Annotated in this window: 1 pseudogene; it reads right to left on the bottom strand. The window is 57.3% G+C overall.

The features are described from left to right. A pseudogene (locus ACSIPU_RS31265) lies at nucleotides 1-279 on the bottom strand (Lon protease family protein); the annotation flags it as partial.

Here is a 279-nt window from a genome sequence, read left to right as displayed (position 1 = left end):
ATCATGCCTTTCGCATGAATGTTACCGCCCAGCTCGGCTTTACGTTCGACGTCGATAAATTCGCCATCGCCAATGTGCACGACGCAGCTGATGCGTGAAGGTTCACCGAACGCGCGTGGATGACCGGGGAATTCGATCACCGACAGGGCGTTGATCTGCCCGACGCATTCGCCTTCGGTTTCAATCAGGATCTGTTCCTGCAGGATTTCATCCTGCATACGCTCCGCCAGGTAGCCTTCACGCCATACCCGGCGCGCCAGCATGGTCTGCATCGCTTCG

It is taken from the genome of Klebsiella sp. HN106, assembly GCF_051209435.1.
GTDB classification, from domain to species: domain Bacteria; phylum Pseudomonadota; class Gammaproteobacteria; order Enterobacterales; family Enterobacteriaceae; genus Klebsiella; species Klebsiella oxytoca.
Note: the sequence above shows the minus strand (reverse complement) of the source record. Positions and strands in the feature narration are given on the sequence as shown.